Raw genomic sequence first — 19179 nt, forward strand, 5'->3', positions numbered from 1 at the left:
GCTCATCGCCTAGCCGGGTTGGAACGCGGTCTCCTCGGCGACCGCAGCAGCAGCTTCGTCGTCCAGGCCGTCACCCGGGCCGTCGTACGCGGCGGCCTCGGTGGCGGCCGCCGCCTCCGCGCGGGTGAAGCCGCCGACACCGGCCGCCCCGGCCGCTTCCACCAGGACCAGCGTCCCCGTGCTGCCCGGCCGGACGGCGTGCCGGGCACCCGCCGGGACCAGGTACAGCTCGCCCGGGCCGACCGCCACCTCGGCGCCGTCCACCAGCAGTTCGAGCCGGCCGTCGAGCACGAGCAGCAGTTCGGCGTCGTCGTGCGCCTCGGCGGGCAGCGGCCGTCCGTCCATCCGCAGGACCTTCACGGTGGCCGTCCCCACCCGCCCGAGCGCGAGGGAGTTCCACGGCGTCGGCAGCGCGGACGCCGTCGTGTACAGGTCGACCGGGTTCATGGCAGGCCTCCTCGGCGGACCCGCCCGCCGGGGAGGCGGGCGGGACGCGCGGTGGTGTTCGGAAGGGACGGCTCCGGACGCTACCCGAGGACACTGGGCGATTGGTCGACCGTTCGGTAAAACCTCGCCGACTCCGACTCCGACCCCGACGCCTGCTCCGGCTCCGACTCCGCCCCCGGCTCCGGCTCCGGCCCGAGCCGGCGCCGCAGCAGCACGGCGGCCAGCGCCGCCAGCGCGAACGCCGCTCCGGCCCAGGGCAGTTGGCGCGTCCCGGCGGTGGCGACGACGAGTCCGCCGACCGCGGTGCCGAGGGTGATGCCCAGGTTGGAGAAGGAGATGAAGAGGCTGTTGCCGAACTCCGGGGCGTCCCGGGCGTCCCGGGCCAGCCAGGTCTGGCTCACGACCAGCCCTCCCGAGTGCACCGCCCCCCACAGCAGCACCCCGAGGACCATCGGCGCGGGCCACGGGCCGACCACCCGCACCAGCGCGTAGACGAGCACGTAGAGGACCGGGAAGGCGGTCACCGTCCGGACCGGGTGGCGCTCCAGCAGCCGGCCGAAGACGAGGTTGCCGAGCACCATCACGATGCCGAACGCCATCAGCAGGGCGCCGATCGTGGACCCGCCGAGGTGGGTGACCCGCTCCAGGTACTCGGCGAAGTAGCCGTAGACCGAGAACATCGCGGCGAAGACCAGCACCACGGCCACCAGGGCGAGCCGGACCCGGGGGCGGCGCAGGATCCCCAGCTGGCTGCCGTAGGACAGGCGCCGCTCGGCGGGCATCGCCGGGAAGAGCGCCAGGATCCCGATCAGCGCGAGCAGGTTGGCTCCCGCGCCGAACCAGAACGCGGCCGCGAGGGAGAGGTGTTCGGCGAGGTAGGAGGTGATCGGCACACCGAAGGCGAAGCCGAGCGTCACCCCGGCGAAGACGGTGGTGGCGGCCCGGGTCGCCTTCTCCGGGGGCACCAGCCGGGCGGCGGCGGTGAGCGCCACCGCGAAGAACACCGGGTGGAAGACCGCCGGCACAATCCGGAAGACGAGCATCACCGAGAACCGGTCGGTGAGCGCGTAGACCGCGTTGGAGGCGGCGAACACCGCGAGGGCGGTCGCCAGCACGGTCCTGCGCCGGATGCCGGAGGCCAGCAGCGTGGCGAACGGGCCGGCCACGGCCACCACCAACGCGAAGACGCCGACCAGCCAGCCGGCCGTGGACGGCGGCACGCCGAGCTCCTCGGACACCCTGGGCAGGACGCCGACGACGCCCATCTCCGTGGTGATGATCCCGAACACCCCCAGGGAGAGGGTCAGGACGACAGGACCGGTCTTTCCCATGGCAGACCAACCTACAAATCTAGATAGTTAGATGAATTTCCCCGAAAAACGAGGGTGCGCCCACACGGCGCACCCTTGCCCGGGCGTCAGAGCTCGTCGCGGACGTACGCCGCGAAGGCGGCGATCGTCTCCTCGTCACGGCGGTAGAAGGTCCACTTGCCGACCCGCTCCGAGACCAGCAGTCCGGCGTCCCGCAGGATCTGCAGGTAGCCGGAGACCACCGACTGGGCCAGCCCCGAGCGCTCCCGGATCTCCGTCACGCACACGCCGATGTGGAACCCGACGCCGCGCTCGAGGTAGTACTCCTCGTCGAAGTAGCGCTCGGGCGTCTTCAGCCAGTGCAGGAACTCCGCCCGTGCGGGGTTCGCGAGCGCCTTGTGAACGGCCAGCGGATCCACCGTCCACCTCCTTCCGCGAACCCCTCATGACGTATCCAATATTCTCGATACGAAGAAGCGTGTCAAACCCGCCGGGAGATCACCGGGACAGGCCCGCGTGGTGGGCGAGGATCGCGAGCCGGACCCGGTCGCGGGCGGCGAGCTTGTGCAGCAGGCGGCCGATGTGGGTCTTGGTGGTGCCCTCGGTGATGTGCAGGCGGGCGGCGATCTCGGGGTTGGTGAGGCCGTCGCCGACCAGGGCGAGGACTTCGCGCTCGCGGCCGGTCAGGGCGGCGACGGCCGCGCGGGCCCGGGTCCGGGCCGGGTCCTCCGGAGCGGCCGGCGGACCGTCGGCGAGCAGGGCGGCGATCAGCCGGCGGGTGACGCTGGGCGCGAGCGCGGCCTCGCCGGCGGCCACCGCCCGGGTGGCGGCGAGGAGTTCGGCCGGTTCGGCGTCCTTGAGCAGGAAGCCGCCGGCCCCGGCGTGCAGCGCGCCGCGCACGTACTCGTCGAGTTCGAAGGTGGTCAGGATCAGCACCCGGCTGCCGGACGGTCCGGCGGTGATCCGGCGGGTGGCCTCGATGCCGTCCAGCCCGGGCATCCGGACGTCCATGAGGACGACGTCCGGCCGTTCGCGGTGGGCGAGTTCGACGGCCTGGGCGCCGTCGGCCGCCTCGCCGGCCACCGTGAAGCCGGGGGCGAGGCGCAGGATTCCGGCGAACCCGGCGCGCACCAGGGCCTGGTCGTCGGCGACCACGACGCGGATCGTCACGGCCGGACCACCTCCGCCGCACGCCGCGGGACGGCCGCCGCCTCCAGCGGCAGGCCGGCCGTGACCCGGAACCCGCCCGCCGGGGTCGGCCCGGCGACGCACCAGCCGCCGTACGGGGCCACCCGCTCGCGCATCCCGGCCAGGCCGGTGCCGCCCGGCGGCGTGGCGACGCGGGCCCGGCCCCCGGCGGGACCGTCGTCGGTGACCTCCAGCCACAGCGCGCCGTCCCGGTACTCCACCTCCACCCGGGCCGACGCGGCGCCCGAGTGGCGGACCACGTTGGCGAGCGCCTCCTGGACGATCCGGTAGCCCGACAGACCGACGCCGGACGGCAGTTCGCGCTCCCGGCCGCGGATCCGCACCCGCACGGCGACACCCGCGGCGCCCGTCCGTTCCGCCAGCCGCTCCAGGTCCGCCGCCGCCAGACCGGGCGCGGGCGCCGGCGGCGGCGCTCCGTGTCCGGTGTCCTCGCGCAGCACCGCCAGCAGCGCCCGGGTCTCGCGCAGCGCCTCCGCGCTCGCCGTCCGGATCGCCGCGAACGCCTCACCGGCCGGCCCGTCCTGCTGCGCGGCGCGCTCCAGCGCGTACCGCCCGAAGCCCGCCTGGACGCTCACCACCCCCAGGCTGTGCGCCACCACATCGTGCAACTCCCTTGCCAGCCGCAGCCGTTCCTCCGAGGCGGCGGCGCGCTCCAGGGCGGCCCGCTGGGCGGCGAGCGCGGCGGTGTGCGCGCGGTGGCGGCGCACCGCGTTCCCCACCGCCCAGGCGAGCGCCTGCCCGATCACCGCGAGCAGCACATTGCGGCCCACCTCGGCGGGCGCCGCCAGGGTGACCGCCCAGCCGAGGGCGGCCGCGCCGAGCGCCACCCGCGCCGCCCGCCGGTCGTGGGCCGCCGCCGTGTACGCCACCAGCAGCCCGACCAGCACCGCCCAGAAGCCCGCGACCACCCCGATCGCGGGCTGCCGGCAGCCCGCCACCACTCCCGCCCAGGCGAGCACGGCCAGCAGGCACGCCCCGGCCGGGTCCCGCCGCCGGGCGGCCAGCGCCATCCCGAGCACCACAGCGGCGAGCAGCGCGACGGCCACGGCAGCGGGGCCGTCCGGCGGCGGGTTGCCGCGCCCGTGCGGGTCGAAGTGCCGGGCGGCTTCGAGTACCCGGGCGGCGGTCACGGCCGTGCCGGCCAGCGCGGCCAGCGGGTCCGTCCACACCCGGTGCGCGGGCGCCAGCCGCTTGGTCCACGGGACGGGCGCGACCCGCTCGTCGTTCAGCATCCGGCCAGGCTAGCCACGGCCGGAGGGACCGGCATCCGACCACGGTCGTATGCCCACGGCCGGACGCGCCGGACGGAATCCGGCCGCCACGGTGGGGACCGCACCACCCGACCCGATCCCCGGAGGAACTCCCGCATGCCCCACCGCCCTTCCCGGCCGGTCACCGCCGCGCTCGCCGTGCTGCTGGCCTCCGGCGCCCTCGCCGGCACCGCCGCCTCCACCGCCTACGCCCAGGCCCGGCCCCCCGCCGTCACCGCCACCGCTACCGCCGCCACCGCCCCGATCCCGCTCACCCTCCCCGCGCCGACCGGCCCGCTGCCCGTCGGCACCACCACCCTCCACCTGGTCGACCCGCAGCGCCCCGACCGCTGGGCGCCCACCCCGCGTCCGCGCGAGCTGATGGCGCAGCTCTGGTACCCGGCCGCCGCCTGCGGCACCTCCGCCCACCGGCTCGCGCCGTGGACGGGAGCCGCCGAGCGGGCCCACCTGGAATCCGACTACCTCGGCGCCGCCCCCGGCAGCCTCCTCTGGCCCACCACCCACTCCCGCCAGGACGCGCCCGTCGACCGCACCGGCCGCCATCCGGTGGTCCTCTACTCCCCCGGCTCGCGCGCCGACCGCTCCTTCGGCACCCTCGCCGCCGAGGACCTCGCCTCCCGCGGCTATGTCGTCGTCGTCCTCGACCACACCTTCGACGCGGGTGAAGTCGCCTTCCCCGACGGCCGGTTGGAGGTGCGCAACAAGCCCGCCGTGTTCGCCATGACCGACCAGGAGATCGTCGCCTACCGCACCGCCGACACCCGCTTCGTCCTCGACCGCCTCACCGACCTCGCCGCCGGCACCAACCCCGACGCCGAGCACCGCCCCCTCCCGCCCGGCCTCGGCGCGGCCCTCGACCTCGCCGCCGTCGGCATGGCCGGCCACTCGATGGGCGGCGCCACCGCCGTCCAGACCCTGCACGACGACCCGCGCGTGCTGGCCGGCGCCTCCCTCGACGGCCCGGTCTTCGGCACCGTCGCCACCGACGGCCTGGACCGCCCGCTGCTGCTGTTCGGCGCCTCGGACGCCCGCCCGGCCCGCGACGCGATGTGGGACGCGCTCTGGCCGCGCCTGACCTCCTGGCGCCGGCAGCTCCTGCTCGACAACTCCGGGCACGGCAGCTTCGCCGACCTGGAGGTCCTGCTGAGCGCCGCCCGCCCCGCCATGGCCTGGCCCGCCGACGAGGTCGACCACCTCCTCGGCACGATCGACCCCGGCCGCGCCGTCGCCGCCCAACGCGCCTACCTGGCCGCCTTCTTCGACCTCCACCTGCGCCACCGGCCCACCTCGCTGTTCACCAGCCCCTCCCCGGCCGTCCCGGAGGTCCACCTGGTCCGCTGACGGCGGCGGCCCGGCGCCGTTCGCGCCGGGCCGCCGGGCCGTTTACCGGGCCGGGATGCCGGGCCGCCGGGCCGTTTACCGGGGCGGGACAGCGTCCGGGCGGCAGGACAGGTCCCGCTCGGGCAGCACACCGGTACTCAGGAACCGGTCGGCGGCCGTGACCGCGCAGGAGGGGACGGACCGGTCGTAGGCACCGTGGTTGCCGCCGTCCACCGTCACCATCCGGGCCCGCCGGCCGAGCGCCGCCCGCATGCCCAGCGCGCCGACCAGCGGCGTGGCCGGGTCCCGCGTGGTCTGCAGCAGCAGGATGTTCGCGGGCCCCCGGTCGGTGACCCGGACGGCGGGCTCCAGCGGGGCGGGCCAGAAGGCGCAGGGCCAGATGTTGGCGCCCATGCCGGCCACGATCGGGTTGCGCTGCCGACTGTCGGTCACCTTCCGCTGATACTGGGCGAGGTCGCGCGGCGCCGGGGTGTCGCCGCAGAGCACCGCCACCAGCGCGGCCACGTCGTTGTCCTCGGGAACGCCCGGGGTGCCCTTGACCAGCCACCAGTACGGGACCGGCCCGGCTCCGTCGTCGGCGAGGTAGCGCCACCAGTCGGCGATCTCCTGGAACAGCGACTCGTGGTACGAGTCGAAGCGGTAGATCGCCCGCCACAGGTTCCCGTTGACCGGCCCGGCGACCGGGTGGGTCACCGGCACACGGTCCAACTCGGCCGCCAGCGCGAGGTAGTTGGCCCGCACGGCGGCCGGGGTCGCACCGAACCGCAGGGCGGCGTCACGCTCGGCCGCCCAGGCGGCGAAGTCCTCGAAGCGCAGCTCGCTCGCCCCGTCCCAGGACGCCAGCCGGTCCTGCCAGGTGACGTTCGGGCTGACGTTGGCGTCGAGCACGAAGCGGTCGGTCCGCCCGGGGAACAACTCGGCGTAGACGGCGCCCAGGTAGGTGCCGTACGAGGCGGCGCGGTAGGAGATCCGCTGCTCGCCGAGGGCGGCGCGGATGCGGTCCAGGTCGCGCGCGGTGTTGGCGGTGGTCAGATGGCGGATCAACTCGCCGCCGTTGGCCAGGCAGTCGCGGGCCAGCCGGCGGGCGAAGCCCACGTTCTGGTCGATCGAGCCGTCCGGGGCCGGGAAGGGGAAGACCAGCTCGTTGGGCAGCGAGGCGGCGCTCCGTCCGCAGCCGACCGGGGTGCTGCGGCCGACGCCGCGCGGGTCGAAGCTCACCAGGTCGTACCGGTCCAGCACCTCCTGCGGGTAGCCCGCCTCCTGCGAGCTGGGCAGGTGCAGGCTGGCCACCCCCGGGCCGCCGCCGTTGTGCACCAGGATCCCGCGCCGCAGCCCCGGCTTGGCGGTGGCGAGCTTCGACACCGCGATCTCGATGGTCCGCCCGTGCGGGGCGCGGTAGTCCAGCGGTACGCGGACCGTGGTGCAGCGCAGCCGCGGATCCACCGGCGCCCCGGACGGGTCGGCCGGGCAGTCCGTCCAGACCGGCCGCTCCGCCGGCGGCGCCGGTGCGGCCTCGGCCACCCCGGCGCCCGCGAGCACCAGGGCGAGGGCGGCGACGGCGGTTCTCAGCGGTCCGGTCACGCGTGCTCTCGTCAGCATAGGTCTGGACCATAGGGGCGACCCCGCCGCGTGTCACCCCCCTCCGGGGGTACCTCGCAGCCCAACCATCGCCCGGACAGCGCCGGTTCGGGCCGAGGTCGGCCGGACTCCTACCATCGGCACCGGGACACGCGGCCGGGAACCGTCGAAATCGCGGCAGCCGGGCAGATCGTCGCCCACAGTGGATCGCATGGACACTGACAACACCCCCACGCCCCGCCGCGAGATCTACGACGCGGGCCACAAGGACAGCCTCCCCGGTTCCCTGGTGCGCTCGGAGGGCGAGGGCCCCGGACAGGACGAGCTCGTCAACGCCGTCTACGACGCGCTCGGCACCACCTTCGACTTCCTCCTGACCGCCTACGGCCGGAACTCCCTCGACGGCGAGGGCGGCCCCCTGCGGGCTTCCGTCCACTACCGCGAGAAGTTCGCGAACGTGTTCTGGGACGGCGAGCGGCTCGTCCTCGGCGACGGTGACGGCGAGTTCTTCCGGCTGCGCCCGCGCGAGCTCCTCGACGTCGTCGCGGCCGGCCTGGCCCGGCAGATCGTGAAACCCGAACTCCTGTACGTCCTCCAGTCGGGTGCGCTCTCCGAGTCCGTCGCCGATGTGTTCGCTTCCCTCGTCAAGCAGTACGCGCTCGGCCAGAGCGCCGACCAGGCCGACTGGCTCCTCGGCGCCGGCATGCTCGCCCCCGGCAGCAAGGCCGGGGCTCTGCGCTCGCTGGCCGCTCCCGGCACGGCCTACGACGACCCCCGGATGGGCAAGGACCCCCAGGCGGCCCACATGGACGACTACCACGACCTGCCGGTCCACCGCGACAACGGCGGAGTCCACCTCAACTCCGGTATCCCCAACCGCGCCTTCCACCTCACCGCCACCGCCATCGGCGGCAACGCGTGGGAGAAGGCCGGCCGGATCTGGTACGACGCCGTCACCGGCGGCAAGCTCACCGAGGAGGCCACGTTCGCCGACTTCGCCGAGCTGACCGCGGCCGTCGCCGAGGAGCTCTACGGCACCGGCAGCGAACTGGACGCCGTCAACAAGGCCTGGAGGACCGTCGGCGTGCTCTGACCACTACCGCCTCACCGTTCGGCCGCACCGCCCGGCGTTCCCGAGATCGCGTGCCACGTCGTCCCGTGCGTACGTCAGTCGGCCGTCGTGGCCGACGCTTCCCGTTCCCTCCGGCCCTGCTCGTACCGCGAGGGCGCGCCGAGTATCCAGGACCAGACGGCGGGGATGCGGATGTACTGGTCCTCTTCATCGAGCAGACCGGCCGGGGTGTCCCCGACGACAGCTTCCGGATCCATGCTGGACGAGGCTCCTAGGCGGTCCGGCCGGCGCAGGCCGCGGCGGTCACCAGGCTGGTGAAGGCGGCCTCGGCGGCGGGCAGGCCGGCGGGGTCGTACGGGTTGCGGGAGAGCACGACCTGGCGCCGCCCGGTGTCGTCGCCGAGCATGATGCTGCTGTAGCCGAGGCTGTCGCCGCGATGGCCCCAGAAGTCCCCGCACGGGGTGGGTGTGCGCTCCAGGCCGAGGCCGTAGTCGGCCCCGCGTCCGAGGCCCGTGGTGCGCTTCATCTCGGCCAGTTCGGCGGGCCCGAGGAGCCGTCCGCCGAGCAGGGCGGACATGAAGGCGGCGAGGTCGGCGGTGGTGGAGATGCCGGCGCCGGCCGGGCCGGCGATGGTCGGGTTGAACAGCGTGATGTCCACCGGGCCGCTGGGCAGGCTGACATAGGCGCGGGTGTGGTCACCGGGGACGGTCGGGTCGTTCTCCGGCATGGTGGTCTCGCTCAGGCCGAGCGGCCGGATGATCCGGCGCTCGACCTCCTGCTGCCAACTGCGGCCGGTGGTCTTCCCGATGAGCATGCCGAGCAGGATGTAGTCGGTGTTGGAGTAGTGCCAGTCCTGCCCCGGCGGGAAGTACACCGGGTGGCCCTCGGCGACGGCGACGAGTTCCGCGAGCGTCCGCGACTTCCAGCGGTCGGTGCTGAGCCAGGTCTGGAACGAGGCGTCGTCGGCGTAGGCGAAGGCCGGGTCCGAGGTGTAGTTGTAGAGGCCGCTGGTGTGGTTGAGCAGTTGGCGGACGCTGATGCCGGCCCCGCCGCGCACGACGCCGGGCAGGTGCGTCTCGACCGGGTCGTCCAGGCCGATCCGGTGCTCCGCGACGAGCTGGAGGACGACGGTCGCCACGAAGGTCTTGGTGGCGCTGCCGATCCGGAAGCGGTCGCGGGCCGCGGCGGGGGCGCCGGTGGTGAGGTCGGCGGTACCGGCCGCGCCCTTCCAGAGGGTACGGCCGTCCTCGCGCACCCGGCCGAGCGCGGCGGTGGCACCGCCCGACGCCACCACCGCTCGCAGGCCGGCGTCCAGCGCCGCCCGGTCGACCCGCCGCGCCTGGTCCGCCACCGCGCTGACGGCGGTCGCGGCGCCGGTGTCCTGCGCGTTCGCCGCCGGGACCACACCGGCCGCCAGGCCCGCCCCCGCCAGCACGACCGCCGCCACGCGGACGGCCCCGCCCCTCGACGTCCCCACCATGCCAACCTCCGTGATCTCCACCGGAAGCCGTCTCCAACTTCCGCCGCTTGTTCGGTGGTTGCGACTCTCCCAGTGCCCGGGCGGCGGATCGTCAGACTCAGGTCCGACCCCTTCTCCCCACCAGGTCGCACCCCCCGACCGGGAGGCTACGACCTGGGCAGGGGCCCGACCCCGACGGCTCCCGGAGGCGGTACCCCGACCCCCGCCGCCGGGGTCAACGGGGCGTGGCCGTGGAGGTGGGGACCGGGAAGGGGACGGGGTGCGGGTGGTGGCCGTGGTGGTGGGTGGTGAGGGGGTAGGCCCACGCCAGCAGGGCGAGGAGCAGCACGAACGGGAGCACGGTGCAGAGCGCGGCGCTCCCGACGGCGGGCGGCGGCGGCCCGCCGTGGCGGGGCTCAGCGGGCATCGGCGAGGTCGAGTTCGGCCCAGACGGTCTTGGCGTTGGGGTGCCGGGGAACGGTGCCCCAGCGGTCGGCGAGGGCGTCGATCAGGACCAGGCCCCGGCCGGACTGGGCGCCCGAGGTGCGGGCGGCGGGGAGGGTGGAGAGGACGGGCAGGCGGTCGCCCCGGCAGTCCGAGATCTCGATCCGGAGGGTGGCGCCCCGGCGCACAAGGGTGGTGAGGCAGAGGTGCAGCTCGAATCCGCGCCCCGCAACGCGACCGTGCCTGATCGCGTTCGACGCCAGCTCCGCGACGATGATCAGCGCGGAATGGAACGGCTCTCCGAACGTGGAATCGACTCCCCAGAGGCCGAGTTGGCGTCTGGCGATGGCCCGGCAGAGACAGGCGCCCTTCGGTGTGGCGGCGAGCGTGGAGGTGTGCCGCTGGGGGTTGTCGAGCGGAATTTCGGTCGTCATGGAGAAAATCTTGCTGGCCCGGACGTACGCTGACCACGAGTCGGCCAGGCACGGAGCGTGCTTGTGCGGACGCGGAGGGTCGACCGGTCGGGGCGGCTCGGATCATTCGGTCGCAAACACGTGTGAGCAGGGGTGATTCCCATGGTTAGTGGTGTCGAGCGTACGGTCTTCGACGACGGCGAGACGGCGGAGAACTCGGACGGGGTCGCGGAGTTCTACAGCGCCGTGGGCAAGTTGATGAAGATGTTCCGCGAGCGGGCGGGGCTGACGCAGCGCGAGCTGGCCGACATCATCGGCTACAGCGAGGACATGCTCGGCGCGGTCGAGCGGGGGAAGCGGACGCCGAGGATCGAGATCCTGGCGAAGGTGGACGACGCCGTCGGCGCGGGCGGGGCGCTGAAGCTCATCGCGGACGACGTGATGAAGGCGAAGATCCGGATCAGTGAGCGCCACCCGGCGTTCTCCAAGGCCTTCACGGCCGAGGAATCGAAGGCGATCGAGATCCACGAGTACAACAGCCTGCAGATTCCGGGACTACTCCAGACCGAGGCGCACGCCCGGGCTCTGTACGACATGCGACGGCCGTGGCTCTCCGTCGAGGAGGTCGACGGCTGGGTGGCCGCGCGGATGGCCCGTCAGGAAATTCTGAACCGCTGGCCGTTGCCGCTGATGAGCTGGGTGATCGACGAAAGCGCCCTGCGCCGCCCCCTGGGCGGCCGGGACGTTCACCAGGCCCAGCTGCGCCACCTCCTCAAGGTCGCCGAAATCCGGGGCGTGGAGCTCCAGGTCATGCCGCTCGATCGTACGGAGAACGCGGGCATGGGCGGATCGTTCATCCTCCTCACCCCAAGCGGCCGCGCGCAGATCGCCTACGTCGAGGTGCAGCACGTGAACAGGCTGATCACGGATCCGGCGGAGGTCCGTAAGATGGCTGCACGGTACGGCACCCTGAGGGGCCAGGCGCTCACCATGCGAGAGTCCTTGGCCCTGATCGAGCAGATTCTGGGAGAGCGGTAGGCATGGCCGAACTGGCGTGGTTCAAGAGCAGCTACAGCAGCAACGAGGGCGCCGCGTGCGTCGAGATCGCCGAGACGCCCGGCACCGTCCACGTCCGTGACTCCAAGGACAAGACCGGCCCTCAGCTGGCCTTCGACCCGGCCGCGTGGAAGGCGTTCGTCAACTTCGCCGCGAACGCCGACGTCTGAAACAGCACCCCACCGACGGCCCGCCGCTTCCCTGCGGCGGGCCGTCGGCGCATCCTGGACCCATGACCGAGCTGACATGGTTCAAGAGCAGCCACAGCAGCAACGAGGATGTTGCGTGCGTCGAGATCGCCAAGACCCCCGGCACCATCCACGTCCGCGACTCCAAAGACAAAACCGGCCCCCACCTCACCTTCGACCCTCCCACCTGGCAGGATTTCGTCAACTTCGCGGCGAACGCCGACATCTGATGACCCATCTGGCCTGGTTCAAGAGCAGCCACAGCAGCAACGAAGGAGCCCAGTGCGTGGAGGTCGCCGAAACCCCCGGCACCATCCACGTCCGCGACTCCAAAGACCAAACCGGCCCCCACCTCACCTTCGAGCCGGCCGCCTGGCAGGCGTTCATCAACTTCGCCGCCACCACCGACCTCTGACACTCCACCCACCGACGACCCGCCGGGGTTGCCATGAACACTCGGACCAGGGAGAAGAGGCCTCCGGCCCGTCCCCAGTTCCCCCGATCCGCCAACCGTTCACTGGCACAGGTCCTGCTCGTCCTGGCAGGCCTGGCCACCACCGTCATCGGCTTCCTCTGGTTCGCCGACGCCGACATACGCGTGTACGCCTACCGCAACGCCCCGGCGTGCGGCGCAACGGCGCACGGGCCCGGCACGGAGTGCGTGCGGCACGAGACGGGCGTGGTGACGGCCAAGTCCGTCCACCCCGGGGCTGGTCCCGGCGCCGCCAAGCCGGCCGGCGGTCACACGGTGACCGTGGCGCGCGAGGCGGCCCCCGCGCGGGGCTACGAGGTCACCGAGGCCTTCTACGACAGGGTGAGGATCGGCGCGGACATCGACCTGACGATCTTCCGCGGGCGGGTCGCCGCGCTCGCCTACCAGGGGCACCGCGTGGACAACCAGGACGTGTCCTACCTCGTCTCCTTCGGAGTCCCCTTCCTGATCGCCCTGGGGTCGGCCCTCACCACCCACGGCCTGACCTGGCCACGGCTGGGCCCGGAACTGCCCCGCTTCGCCGCCGTCGGCGTAATCGCCCTCACCCTCGCGCTCATCTCCTCCCTCGTCTTCGTGGCGCTGCCGATGCCCCCCGCCCTCATCCTGGCCATCGCCATCCTCCTCTGGCTGACCGCAACCGCCGCCTCCACAGCCTTCACCTGGAACTTCTGACCCGCCCGAGAAGCCTCGCCGGAGCGGTATCCGGCAAGGCTTCTTTGGGTCTTGACGGCAACGGCGGCGGCGAAACAACCACGGGCTTCAGCGCACATCCACGAATGCCGACGGATCGTCGTCTACACCCACGTCAGACTCCGCGTCCAACGCAACGCCATCGACCTCCTCGACCGGCCCTCCGTAGCCCCAAGGCCGGGCCCGCCGACCACGACGGTGACGACGATCCGTCCGGAAATGGGATCTTGGTCCCCGCCTGGTGACGTCAACTGGTGACGTCAATGCCTCCGGGTCCCTGCATCGATAGTCATATCGATGCAGGGACCCGGAGGCATTTCTTCGAGTTCTCTAATAAGTCAGTCGCTATGCAAGGCTAGTGGGAATGTTCCATCCGGCACATTCGGCTACGACCCGTGCGATTTGTCGGCGCTTTGGGAAATTTGAGCGAATCTTAGAGAGGCGCTCCTCGAATACTTCCGAGAAGTCTCCGAGAGGTTCAGGAAAAAGGTGAACGTCTCCATCGTGCCAGACGTCTTCAACTCCTCGTAGGGTCGTCTTGATCCCTTGGAACTCGCTCCTGGAGTATCCATCGGCGGCGTGAAGAGCGTCATCGCAGGAATCCCAGAAATTTCCCACACTTGATCCAATATTCCATCCTCGATCACCTGGCGAGAGACCGATTGAGGCTACAAGGATGGCCACGCCGGCGGCAGTCGATTGAAAATATCCCGGGGTGGATGAATCCTCTAGCGTGCCGATTTTACTCCTCCAGGACCTCAGTGCATCAATCTCCCGCGCACACTTAGGGCCAGTTGGGGAGGCGCACGCAGTGACGATACTGTCGATCTCTGCCAGAAACGGAGTTTCCGCAACCTCAAGGATGGGGCGCATCCTAGTGAGGGACAGTGCCCCTGTCAGACTGATCGAATCCACTAGCCACCATTCCCTAGAACTACTCGCCAAGGCGTATTGCCAGTCCTTGAAACTCCGGCTCCCTTGCCGATGGAACTCGGACTGAGACCTGCGTCTGCTGGAGCCTTAAAGGCCTTTGGAGTTTCCGGTGGATTGCCTCGGTGCGCCGTCTCCCCAGGCAAGTAAACTACCTAGCGTGACACTTGTGGATCTGATTTAACACCGAGTAGCCTAGTTTGAGAAGTGCGACTGGGCTGCCTTTGGGGCCTGGGCGAGCTATGCCTTCAGGTGTGACCCAAAGCCGGACTGCGCAGGTGCCCGATAGACCAGCTGGCCGCTATCGGGCATAATGTCGATCCATGGACAAGAACCTTGAGAGCCTGGAACAATTCCTCGGCGAATGGTACGGTCCGCCCGCCCGCAGCAAACCTCCACTGCTGATGCAGAGTGCCGCCCCAGAGGTCCTTCTGGGGTGGAACTCAATTCGACTTCAGTGGGATCACGAGATTATTGCGCAGAACTATCCTATTCCACTGGATGAATTGACCTCGGATGGCGATTTGACGCCATTCTGGGTTGAGAATCAGGGGGGTTGGATGTGGGCCTTTGATTCGCATCTAGAAAATTTTGTATATGATCGCGATATGTCCAATCCATCGAATGATTGGGAGCCGACGGGGGAAACCTTGGAGGAGTTTTTGGTTCACGCGACCGTAGTTGAGGCCCTTTTGGGGGCACCGGCCCAGAAGTCCGCAACGGCGGGATCCGGGCAGTGGATTTTGTCGCATCGCGAGTGTCGAATTCTTTCATTCCGCCCATGGGGTTGGCCAACTCCGGGCGCAACTTTGGCCCGGGGCGAAAATTGGCTTTGCATGATTCGCCCCAGTCAGACCTCAGTAGATTCACAGGTTATTCTACTGGGTGCAAATGCGCTGGAAGATCTGGCTTGGGTGGACCATGCGCCTGAGACAATCTGGAGCGTTTTCTTGGCGGCGGAAACAATCCCGACTTAGCCTCTTCCCTGGTGAGATACTCCAGGCATTGATCTTAGATCTCCGGCTCGGCTCCCCAGTGCGCCGAGCCGGATATCCTTGCTGATTAGTCGGCTAGTCCGACGAATGGTCCCTCGGATTTCACTGGAGGTCTGACCCAGAGCTTCACCCCTTCTGGGAGCATATTGGGGAGTGAGCTTCGGCAGGCCGAGCAGGTTCCGTTCCTGTGGTCGATATATAGTACCGCGCCCTCGTAACTCCTGGGTTTGCTCGCAGAGATGCAGATGCGTGTGCCTCCACGTGGTCCTCAAATCCTTCTACTACCCCCGGAAGGCGAATATCTTTTGCGAAGTCAGGATTTCCCTTGGATGCCTGCCCTAGGGGGCCGCTGACCATGGGCAGCTGGTCGGTTCCGGTGTCCAGAATTCCTGCTGTGCGACGCGGATAGTCCTTCGGAAGGTCGCCCAGCGCCGGACCGCATCCCAGAACATTCTTGTCATTGTTGTGAACAAGGACCGGCGTGGTCCCCACCAGCACATAGTACGTGTGGAGGTTGGAGACGGTGAGGTCGCGGGCTTCGGTCGGGGGGAGTTCGTAGTTGCGGACGGACTGGAGGGTGACGGTGGTGCCGTCGTCGCTGAGGAGGGTGTGGCCGGGCTGGAGGTCTGCGGCGGGGGTCCAACGGGAGGTGGTGGTGTCCCAGTAGGGGTGGTGCTGGGTGGAGGTGAGGGTGCTGGAGCCGGTGGCGGTGGTGAGGGTGAGGGTGAGGTCGGTGAAGAGGGTGTCGTCGGGGGTGACGATGGTGTTGAGGACGGTTTCGGCGGAGGTGGTGTTGGTCTGGGGGTCGGTGGCCAGGACCTGGTCGCCGGCGGTGATGTCACCGATGGGTTTGGTGTTGCCGTCGGCGAGGAGGACGGGTGTGGTCGGTGGGAAGCTGTGGGGCGCGCGTATGGGGAGCGGGCAGGCGGCGGCTACGGCGTCTTCGGCTTCCTTGGCGGCCTTGGATTCGCGGCGCCAGGTCTTCAGGCCGTCGAAGAGTTCACCGGCGAGGGTCTTGAGGGTCTTGGCGAGTTCGTAGGCCTTGCCCCAACGGAAGGCGTACTTGGCGAGGAGCTTGGTGAGGGGGCCCCCGCTGAACATGCTCGTCACGACATTGAGGGCAGTTTCGCCGCAGGAGCCGAGGTCCCCGGTGGTGACGCAGTCGATGGCGTCGGTGATGCCCAGTTCGTCGGCGACGATCTTCGCCAGCTTCTTGCCGGCGTTGAGGACCTTGCCCTTCGCGTCGGAGGCCTTCTTGACGCTGGTGTTCATCGGGTTGGTAGGCGTGCCGCCACCGCCACTGCCATTGCCGGAGCCACCGTCCCAACCGCGGCGGCGACCGCCAAGCCAACAACGACTTCCACGCGATCGCCCTGGTCCGATGCGCTACGACGACCGGACCAAGGACTACGTTGCCCGACGAGTCGCCGAGGGCATGTCTGAGAAGGACATCCTCCGCTGCCGCAAACACTTCATCGCCCGCGGGGTCTACAAGCACCTCACCCGCCCATCAACCACACAGAACCCGCTCCTCTAGGCCGCTTGACGATCTATAGGAGTCAGCCGTTCACCTGCGGGTGACGCCTCGCGGGCGTGAAAATCGGTGCGGGGGCCGTCCGCTGACGCCGCACGATGTTTGGGTCTCGAGTCCGCATAGGAGTCTGGTGAGGGGGCCGTCCGAGGGACCACGCACTGTCGCCTTGAGCACGCCGTTCAGCTTCTCCGCCTCCCTCGGGCCTCCCGGACGGCCCCCGTCCCAACAGCGCGCACGAAGGGAGGACGACCGTGGAGGAGACGAGGGAGGACCTGTCCGACGGGGCGGTGGCCCGGGTCGCGGCGATCGACATCGCGAAGGCGTCCGGAGTGGTCTGCATGCGGCTGCCGCACGAGGAGCGCGAGGGGCGGCGGGTTCAGCAGGTCTGGACGGTGGCCTCGACCACCAACGCGGTCCTGGAGCTGGGCGACCGGCTGCTCTGCCAAGGCGTGCAGCGGGTGGTGATGGAGGCGACCGGCAACTACTGGAAGCCGTTCTTCTACCTTCTGGAGGCCCGCGGCCTGAAGTGCTGGCTGGTCAACGCCCACGAGGTGAAGAACGTCCCGGGACGCCCGAAGACCGACAGACTGGACGCGGTCTGGCTGGCCAAGCTCGCCGAGCGCGGCATGGTCCGCGCCTCGTTCGTCCCGCCGAAGCCGGTGCGCCGGCTACGGGACCTCACCCGCACCCGCATCGCGTTCACGCAGGACCGCACCCGCTACAAGCACCACGTCGAGAAGGCCCTCGAAGACGCACAGATCAAGCTTTCCAGCGTGATCTCCGACCTCTTCGGCGTCTCGGGCCGGGCGATGCTCGACGCTCTGGTCGCCGGCGAGCGCAACCCTCGCACGCTGGCCGACCTCGCGCGCGGGAGCCTGGTCAGGAAACGGGATGCCCTTGTCGAGGCGCTGACCGGCCAGTTCGAGGAGCACCACAGCCATCTCCTGCGGATCCTGCTGGACACCGTCGACCATTTCACCCGGCAGATCTCCGAACTCGACCGACACGTCTCGGCGCTTCTCCGCGAGCTGGCCGGCCCGGCCGCCGCCGGCGAGCACGACGGCGCGCCGACCGCCGCCGGACGCCCCGGGCCCGAGCTGGTCGAGCGCCTTGACGCTATCCCCGGAGTCGGAGCAGCCACAGCGCAAATCATCCTCACCGAGATCGGCCTGGACATGAGCCGCTTCCCCAGCCCGGAACACCTGGTCTCCTGGGCCAAGCTCTGCCCCCGGACCATCCAGTCCGGGACGAAGAACACCACCGGCCCGGCCGGCCGGGGCAATCCCTGGCTCAAAGGCGCCCTGGGCGAAGCGGCCAACTCCGCCGCCCACACGGACACCTTCCTCGGTTCGCGCTACCGCCGGATCGTCAAACGCCGGGGCCACGCCAAAGCGCTGGTCGCCGTCGCCCGCTCGATCCTCGTCATCGCCTGGCACCTGATCAACGACCCCGACGCCCGCTACCAGGACCTCGGCGCGGACTGGCACCAGCGTCACCTGAACAGCGCCCGCAAGACCCGCGACCTCGTCCGCCAGCTCCAGGCCCTCGGCCACCCCTGACGCGATCGCAACCCTCGTAACAGGCCTCCCGCTCGAACTCAGCGGCCTCGCCGTCACTCCTGGCCGCACTGTCGTTGCCGCCCATCAGGCGCCAAGCTCTGAGTGGGCGTTTTGGCATATCTCATCCTGTAAATGGCTTATGGTCGTGCCACTTTGGTGACGTTATGCCTGATAAATCAGCAACGTCCTTCCTCCGGCCAGAGGGTCGACTGTCCGTCTCGCCCGTATCCATGCCTTGAAGTCGCCTGGTTGAAGAAATCACAGAAACGCCCAACGGGCAGTGGAACGGGATCCTCCACCCCATCCGTGCTGACGCCGTGTCATGGCCGAGCGCAAGCCGTACCCAAGCGATCTGTCGGACGCCCGATGGGCCCTCATTGAGCCGATTCTGACGGCATGGAGAAAGGCCCGGCTCGACCGCCGGCCCACCGGCCAGCTGGCGAAGGTCGACCTGCGGGACGTCTTCAACGCGATCCTCTACGTCAACCGCACCGGAATCCCCTGGAAGTATCTTCCGCGCGACTTCCCAAATCACGGCACCGTCTACGCCTACTACGCCGCATGGCGCGACGAGGGCATCTTCGCCCAACTCAACTATGACCTCGCCGGATTGGCCCGGGTAAAGGAAGGTCGCAAGCCCGGGCCGACTGCCTCGGTGATCGACACCCAGAGCGTGAAGACCTCCACCAACGTGCCCTTGGCCAGCCAGGGAACCAACGCTGCGAAGAAGATCGTCGGCCGGAAGAGAGGCATCCTCACCGACACCATCGGACTCGTTCTCGCCGTCACCGTCACCGTCACCGCCGCAAGCCTGTCCGAGAACGCCCTGGGAATACGCCTCCTCAACCAGGCCAAGAAGACCTACCCGAGCATCTCCAAGAGCTGGGTCGGCACCGGCTTCAAGAACGCCATGATCGAGCACGGCGCAATCCTGGGCATCGATGTCGAAGCCGTCCACCGGAAGTCAGACGTCCCCGGATTTCACGTCGTGAAAAGGTGGGTCGTCGAACGAAGCCTGGGGTGGCTCATGCAGCGCCGCCGCCTTACCCGCGACTACGAGACCCTCCCAGCCAGCTCCGAAGCCATGATCTACATCGCCTCGATCGACAACCTCGCCAAGCGCATAGCGGACGAGACCACACCAACCTGGCGAGGGACCTACTAGGAAGTAAAGGGCAAATTACGCTCAC

The 19179-nt window shown here is 70.1% G+C and carries 21 protein-coding genes; 10 read left to right on the forward strand and 11 right to left on the reverse strand.

Annotated elements, in window-relative coordinates; all coding sequences use genetic code 11:
• Positions 1-9 precede the first annotated feature (9 nt).
• The 5 genes from ACFCLZ_RS07725 to ACFCLZ_RS07745 all read right to left on the reverse strand — a co-directional run bounded on the left by ACFCLZ_RS07725 (position 10) and on the right by ACFCLZ_RS07745 (position 4198).
• Positions 10-447, reverse strand: coding sequence for a cupin domain-containing protein (locus ACFCLZ_RS07725; RefSeq protein WP_380284029.1), 438 nt, complete (start codon positions 445-447; stop codon positions 10-12).
• 80 nt (positions 448-527) lie between these two features.
• A complete protein-coding gene (locus tag ACFCLZ_RS07730) occupies positions 528-1778 on the reverse strand; it encodes an MFS transporter (protein WP_380284030.1) in 1251 nt (416 codons plus the stop codon).
• An 86-nt stretch (positions 1779-1864) separates the two neighbouring features.
• On the reverse strand, positions 1865-2176 hold the full coding sequence (locus ACFCLZ_RS07735) for an ArsR/SmtB family transcription factor (RefSeq protein ID WP_380284031.1): 312 nt from the start codon (positions 2174-2176) through the stop codon (positions 1865-1867).
• Between the two features lie 79 nt (positions 2177-2255).
• The gene (locus ACFCLZ_RS07740; protein WP_380284032.1) at positions 2256-2927 is read right to left on the reverse strand and encodes a response regulator; all 672 of its coding nucleotides are present in this window, start codon (positions 2925-2927) and stop codon (positions 2256-2258) included.
• Entirely contained in the window at positions 2924-4198 is a 1275-nt protein-coding gene (locus tag ACFCLZ_RS07745; RefSeq protein ID WP_380284033.1) for a sensor histidine kinase, read from the reverse strand. Before ACFCLZ_RS07745 ends, ACFCLZ_RS07740 begins: the two co-directional genes overlap by 4 nt.
• Before the next feature lie 135 nt (positions 4199-4333).
• Between ACFCLZ_RS07745 and ACFCLZ_RS07750 the strand changes: the two genes are divergently transcribed.
• A complete protein-coding gene (locus ACFCLZ_RS07750) occupies positions 4334-5578 on the forward strand; it encodes an alpha/beta hydrolase family protein (RefSeq protein ID WP_380284034.1) in 1245 nt (414 codons plus the stop codon).
• Between the two features lie 75 nt (positions 5579-5653).
• Here ACFCLZ_RS07750 and ACFCLZ_RS07755 read toward each other — a convergent pair whose 3' ends face one another.
• Complete coding sequence (locus ACFCLZ_RS07755; protein WP_380284035.1) at positions 5654-7159, reverse strand: alpha/beta hydrolase; 1506 nt, start codon at positions 7157-7159, stop codon at positions 5654-5656.
• 208 nt (positions 7160-7367) lie between these two features.
• Here ACFCLZ_RS07755 and ACFCLZ_RS07760 point away from each other — a divergent pair, with 208 nt between their 5' ends.
• Positions 7368-8249 carry a M4 family metallopeptidase gene (locus tag ACFCLZ_RS07760; protein ID WP_380284036.1) on the forward strand — a complete coding sequence of 294 codons (882 nt, stop codon included), beginning with the start codon at positions 7368-7370 and terminating at the stop codon, positions 8247-8249.
• 74 nt (positions 8250-8323) lie between these two features.
• Here ACFCLZ_RS07760 and ACFCLZ_RS07765 read toward each other — a convergent pair whose 3' ends face one another.
• The 4 genes from ACFCLZ_RS07765 to ACFCLZ_RS07780 form a co-directional block, all read right to left on the reverse strand.
• Positions 8324-8485 (reverse strand): hypothetical protein, encoded by a 162-nt coding sequence (locus ACFCLZ_RS07765; protein WP_380284037.1) that lies wholly within the window; start codon positions 8483-8485, stop codon positions 8324-8326.
• Positions 8486-8499: 14 nt separating this feature from the next.
• The gene (locus tag ACFCLZ_RS07770; RefSeq protein WP_380284039.1) at positions 8500-9708 is read right to left on the reverse strand and encodes a serine hydrolase domain-containing protein; all 1209 of its coding nucleotides are present in this window, start codon (positions 9706-9708) and stop codon (positions 8500-8502) included.
• 214 nt (positions 9709-9922) lie between these two features.
• Positions 9923-10114, reverse strand: coding sequence for a hypothetical protein (locus tag ACFCLZ_RS07775; RefSeq protein ID WP_380284040.1), 192 nt, complete (start codon positions 10112-10114; stop codon positions 9923-9925).
• Positions 10104-10565 (reverse strand): ATP-binding protein, encoded by a 462-nt coding sequence (locus ACFCLZ_RS07780; RefSeq protein ID WP_380284041.1) that lies wholly within the window; start codon positions 10563-10565, stop codon positions 10104-10106. The genes ACFCLZ_RS07775 and ACFCLZ_RS07780 overlap by 11 nt, the downstream gene beginning before the upstream one ends.
• A gap of 141 nt (positions 10566-10706) precedes the next feature.
• On the opposite strand from ACFCLZ_RS07780, the gene ACFCLZ_RS07785 reads away from it, so the two are divergent.
• From ACFCLZ_RS07785 to ACFCLZ_RS07810, 6 genes are all read left to right on the forward strand, one after another.
• A complete protein-coding gene (locus ACFCLZ_RS07785) occupies positions 10707-11582 on the forward strand; it encodes a helix-turn-helix domain-containing protein (RefSeq protein WP_380284042.1) in 876 nt (291 codons plus the stop codon).
• Positions 11583-11584: 2 nt separating this feature from the next.
• Entirely contained in the window at positions 11585-11770 is a 186-nt protein-coding gene (locus ACFCLZ_RS07790; protein WP_380284043.1) for a DUF397 domain-containing protein, read from the forward strand.
• 62 nt (positions 11771-11832) lie between these two features.
• The gene (locus tag ACFCLZ_RS07795) at positions 11833-12018 is read left to right on the forward strand and encodes a DUF397 domain-containing protein (protein WP_380284044.1); all 186 of its coding nucleotides are present in this window, start codon (positions 11833-11835) and stop codon (positions 12016-12018) included.
• Positions 12018-12203 (forward strand): DUF397 domain-containing protein, encoded by a 186-nt coding sequence (locus ACFCLZ_RS07800; protein WP_380284045.1) that lies wholly within the window; start codon positions 12018-12020, stop codon positions 12201-12203. The genes ACFCLZ_RS07795 and ACFCLZ_RS07800 overlap by 1 nt, the downstream gene beginning before the upstream one ends.
• A 33-nt stretch (positions 12204-12236) precedes the next feature.
• Complete coding sequence (locus ACFCLZ_RS07805) at positions 12237-12953, forward strand: hypothetical protein (RefSeq protein ID WP_380284046.1); 717 nt, start codon at positions 12237-12239, stop codon at positions 12951-12953.
• Positions 12954-14224: 1271 nt separating this feature from the next.
• Positions 14225-14878, forward strand: a complete 654-nt coding sequence (locus ACFCLZ_RS07810) for a hypothetical protein (RefSeq protein ID WP_380284047.1) — start codon at positions 14225-14227, stop codon at positions 14876-14878.
• Between the two features lie 144 nt (positions 14879-15022).
• Here the strand turns inward: ACFCLZ_RS07810 and ACFCLZ_RS07815 are convergent, their stop codons facing one another.
• On the reverse strand, positions 15023-16168 hold the full coding sequence (locus ACFCLZ_RS07815) for a polymorphic toxin-type HINT domain-containing protein (protein ID WP_380284048.1): 1146 nt from the start codon (positions 16166-16168) through the stop codon (positions 15023-15025).
• Positions 16169-16681: 513 nt separating this feature from the next.
• Between ACFCLZ_RS07815 and ACFCLZ_RS07820 the strand changes: the two genes are divergently transcribed.
• Positions 16682-17989 (forward strand): IS110 family transposase, encoded by a 1308-nt coding sequence (locus tag ACFCLZ_RS07820; RefSeq protein ID WP_380284049.1) that lies wholly within the window; start codon positions 16682-16684, stop codon positions 17987-17989.
• A 322-nt stretch (positions 17990-18311) separates the two neighbouring features.
• A complete protein-coding gene (locus ACFCLZ_RS07825; RefSeq protein WP_380284050.1) occupies positions 18312-19154 on the forward strand; it encodes an IS5 family transposase in 843 nt (280 codons plus the stop codon).
• The last annotated feature ends 25 nt before the right edge of the window (positions 19155-19179 follow it).

The organism is Kitasatospora purpeofusca (assembly GCF_042691725.1).
Classification (GTDB): domain Bacteria; phylum Actinomycetota; class Actinomycetes; order Streptomycetales; family Streptomycetaceae; genus Kitasatospora; species Kitasatospora purpeofusca_B.